At 49.6% G+C, this 3,240-nt stretch carries 2 protein-coding genes and 3 pseudogenes; 4 read left to right on the forward strand and 1 reads right to left on the reverse strand.

Features of this window, described 5'->3' with window-relative positions:
- A pseudogene (locus BFF42_RS13245) lies at positions 1–221 on the forward strand (IS4 family transposase); the annotation flags it as partial.
- Positions 222–409: 188 nt separating this feature from the next.
- Here the strand turns inward: BFF42_RS13245 and dmlR are convergent.
- A pseudogene (gene dmlR / locus BFF42_RS13250) lies at positions 410–1,333 on the reverse strand (DNA-binding transcriptional regulator DmlR).
- A 102-nt stretch (positions 1,334–1,435) separates the two neighbouring features.
- Here dmlR and dmlA point away from each other — a divergent pair.
- The 3 genes and pseudogenes from dmlA to BFF42_RS13265 form a co-directional block, all read left to right on the forward strand.
- Entirely contained in the window at positions 1,436–2,521 is a 1,086-nt protein-coding gene (dmlA, locus tag BFF42_RS13255; RefSeq protein ID WP_000978513.1) for a multifunctional D-malate/3-isopropylmalate/tartarate dehydrogenase, read from the forward strand.
- Positions 2,522–2,770: 249 nt separating this feature from the next.
- Positions 2,771–3,040 (forward strand): annotated as a pseudogene (locus BFF42_RS13260) (BCCT family transporter); the annotation flags it as partial.
- A 45-nt stretch (positions 3,041–3,085) separates the two neighbouring features.
- On the forward strand, positions 3,086–3,240 hold a 155-nt coding region (locus BFF42_RS13265), incomplete at its 3' end, for an IS1 family transposase (RefSeq protein WP_001348782.1).

A 3,240-nucleotide genomic window follows, 5' to 3' on the forward strand; every position in this document is an offset into this window, starting at 1 on the left:
AATCAACTGAGTTTCTCAGAATCATGCGGAATGGTGATGAGAATGCTGATGACATTGCAGGGCGCTTCACCGGGACGTATACCGGAGCTGATGCGCGATCTTGCAAGTATGGGACAACTTGTGAAATTACCGACGAGAAGGGGAAGGGCCTTCCGAGAGTGGTAAAGGAGAGGCCCTGGAAATACCCCACAGCCCCGAAAAAGAGCCAGTCAGTTGCTTAACTGACTGGCATTACCCCAACCAGATAGGTCCAGTAATTCAGAACCCCGTATTCAGCGAACACATTAACCTCTTTAATTATCTTTCGATCATGCGCGATTAAAGGTGAATATGCTAACCAATCTGTAGCGGCTTAGAAAGGAGAAAATCAGGTTTTAACCCGATATCAACCCGATAATTGAATCATTAATCAGGCATGCTCCAGTGAAAAATTCGGGTAGTGCTCGGCAAAATACTGGCGTAAAAATTCTACCGTTATCCGCACTTTCGCTGACGTCGCCAGCCTTGAAACATAAACGGCCCAGACGTTCGCTGGCTGGTAATATTCCGGTAGCACTTGCACTAAATGACCACTGGCAATGTTTTCGCTAACATCCCACTAGGAACGCAGAGCAATCCCCTGCCCATCGAGACACCACTGATGGACAATTTCTCCATGATTAGACGACAGTGGGCCGGTGACTTTAATCGCATGGTGGCCTTCTTTATTGCGTAATTGCCAGACACCAAAAGGATGATCGCGCTCTTTAATGACCAAGCACGGCAATGCAGAAAGATCGGTTAAATGTTTCGGCGCGCCATGTTGCGCAATAAATTCCGGCGACGCGCAGAGAATGCGGTAATTGGTCGCCAGTTTGCGGGCGATTAAATTAGGGGCGATGTCATCGCCAATGCGAATATCGAGATCGACACCTTCATTGACCAAATCGACCAGCCGGTCTTCCACATCAAAACGTAATTCCAGTTGCGGATACGCCTTCGCCAGCGCTGATAACGCCGGAGCCACCACCTGTCGTCCAAAACCAAAGCTGCTGATAATACGCAGCATCCCCTGTGGCACCTGACGCACGTCAGAAAGTTCGTCCATCATCTGACCGACATCCTGCAAAATCCGCTGCGCCCATTCATAAATCCGCTCTCCTTCTTCGGTAATGGTGACGCGGCGGGTGGTGCGGTGTAACAACACCACGTTTAGCGTTTGCTCCAGCAAGGCGATGCGCTTGCTGACGAACGCCGGTGAAACGCCCAGTTCTTCCGCCACGGCGGCAAAACCAGCCCGACGAGCCACCAGCATAAAGACGCGTAAATCATTCAGCAGCGGTAAATTATTCATGATTCGTGTTTTATGTTTCACCAGTTACGGGGATTAATTCCTTTTCCGTCAATTATAGGATGGTGATGTTGTCAATTTTGATGGTCAGGAAGTGAGAACCCAATGATGAAAACGATGCGTATTGCTGCGATCCCGGGAGACGGGATTGGTAAAGAAGTCCTTCCTGAAGGGATTCGCGTGTTACAGGCTGCCGCTGAGCGCTGGGGCTTCGACTTGAGTTTTGAGCAAATGGGGTGGGCGAGCTGCGAGTATTACAGCCATCACGGTAAAATGATGCCGGACGACTGGCATGAGCAACTTAGCCGTTTCGACGCCATCTATTTTGGTGCCGTCGGCTGGCCGGATACCGTTCCGGACCATATTTCGTTGTGGGGTTCGCTGCTGAAATTTCGTCGTGAATTCGACCAGTACGTCAACCTGCGCCCGGTTCGTCTCTTTCCTGGCGTTCCCTGCCCGCTGGCGGGAAAACAGCCTGGCGACATCGATTTTTACGTGGTCAGGGAAAACACCGAAGGCGAATATTCCTCGCTCGGCGGTAGAGTGAATGAAGGTACAGAGCATGAAGTCGTCATTCAGGAATCGGTATTTACACGTCGTGGTGTCGATCGCATTTTGCGTTATGCCTTCGAACTTGCGCAAAGCCGCCCACGTAAGACGCTAACTTCTGCCACTAAATCGAACGGTTTAGCCATCAGCATGCCGTACTGGGATGAGCGAGTGGAAGCAATGGCCGAGAATTACCCGGAGATCCGCTGGGACAAGCAGCATATTGATATTCTCTGCGCGCGTTTTGTGATGCAGCCGGAACGCTTCGATGTGGTGGTGGCGTCCAATTTGTTTGGCGATATCCTTTCCGATCTTGGCCCGGCCTGCACCGGCACCATTGGCATTGCCCCATCCGCCAACCTGAATCCGGAACGCACTTTCCCGTCGCTCTTCGAGCCTGTCCACGGTTCCGCGCCGGATATCTACGGGAAAAATATTGCTAACCCTATCGCCACGATTTGGGCCGGGGCAATGATGCTCGATTTTCTCGGCAATGGCGATGAGCGTTTCCAGCAAGCGCATAACGGTATTCTGGCAGCAATTGAAGAAGTGATTGCTCACGGGCCGAAAACACCTGATATGAAAGGCAATGCCACCACGCCACAGGTTGCCGACGCGATTTGCAAAATTATTTTGCGTTAAGGTCAAACCAGTTTATTTGAACCGCGTCACTGACGCGTTTTTTTATTCGTTCTTTGCAGTAAATAACCTGCGTCATTTCACCTTTTATTGTTTCCGTTTCGTGTTTTATGGCTTTCCGTATTCTTAATTGTTTAATTTATGTAATATTCAAATAATCAATTTGTTAAACACAACATACAACTCATTACCCTGCAAATAATTACAACTGGCAAAAGCCAGAGACGGGCTTTTATGCCTAGGAGATGACTCATGATGAGCAATGTTAAGAAAAAAGATGTGCCGCTGATAAGCATCAGCCTGGTGGCCATTCTTTTCATCGCAGCTGCATTAAGCCTTTTCCCACAACAATCGGCCGACGCGGCCAACGCAATATACACTTTTGTTACGCGTACGTTAGGTTCCGCCGTACAGGTATTGGTTTTGCTGGCAATGGGACTGGTGATTTATTTAGCCACCAGTAAATACGGCAATATTCGTCTTGGCGAAGGAAAACCGGAATACAGCACGCTGGTAATGCTGCCAACTTACTGATTTAGTGTATGATGGTGATTTTAAGGTGCTTGCGTGGCTTCCATTTCCATCAGATGTCCTTCCTGCTCCGCTACTGAAGGCGTGGTGCGTAACGGCAAAAGCACTGCCGGACATCAGCGCTATCTCTGCTCTCATTGCCGTAAAACATGGCAACTACAGTTCACTTACACCGCCTCTCAGCCCGGTAC

This window comes from Shigella sp. FC1661, assembly GCF_001712525.1.
Lineage (GTDB): Bacteria > Pseudomonadota > Gammaproteobacteria > Enterobacterales > Enterobacteriaceae > Escherichia > Escherichia coli.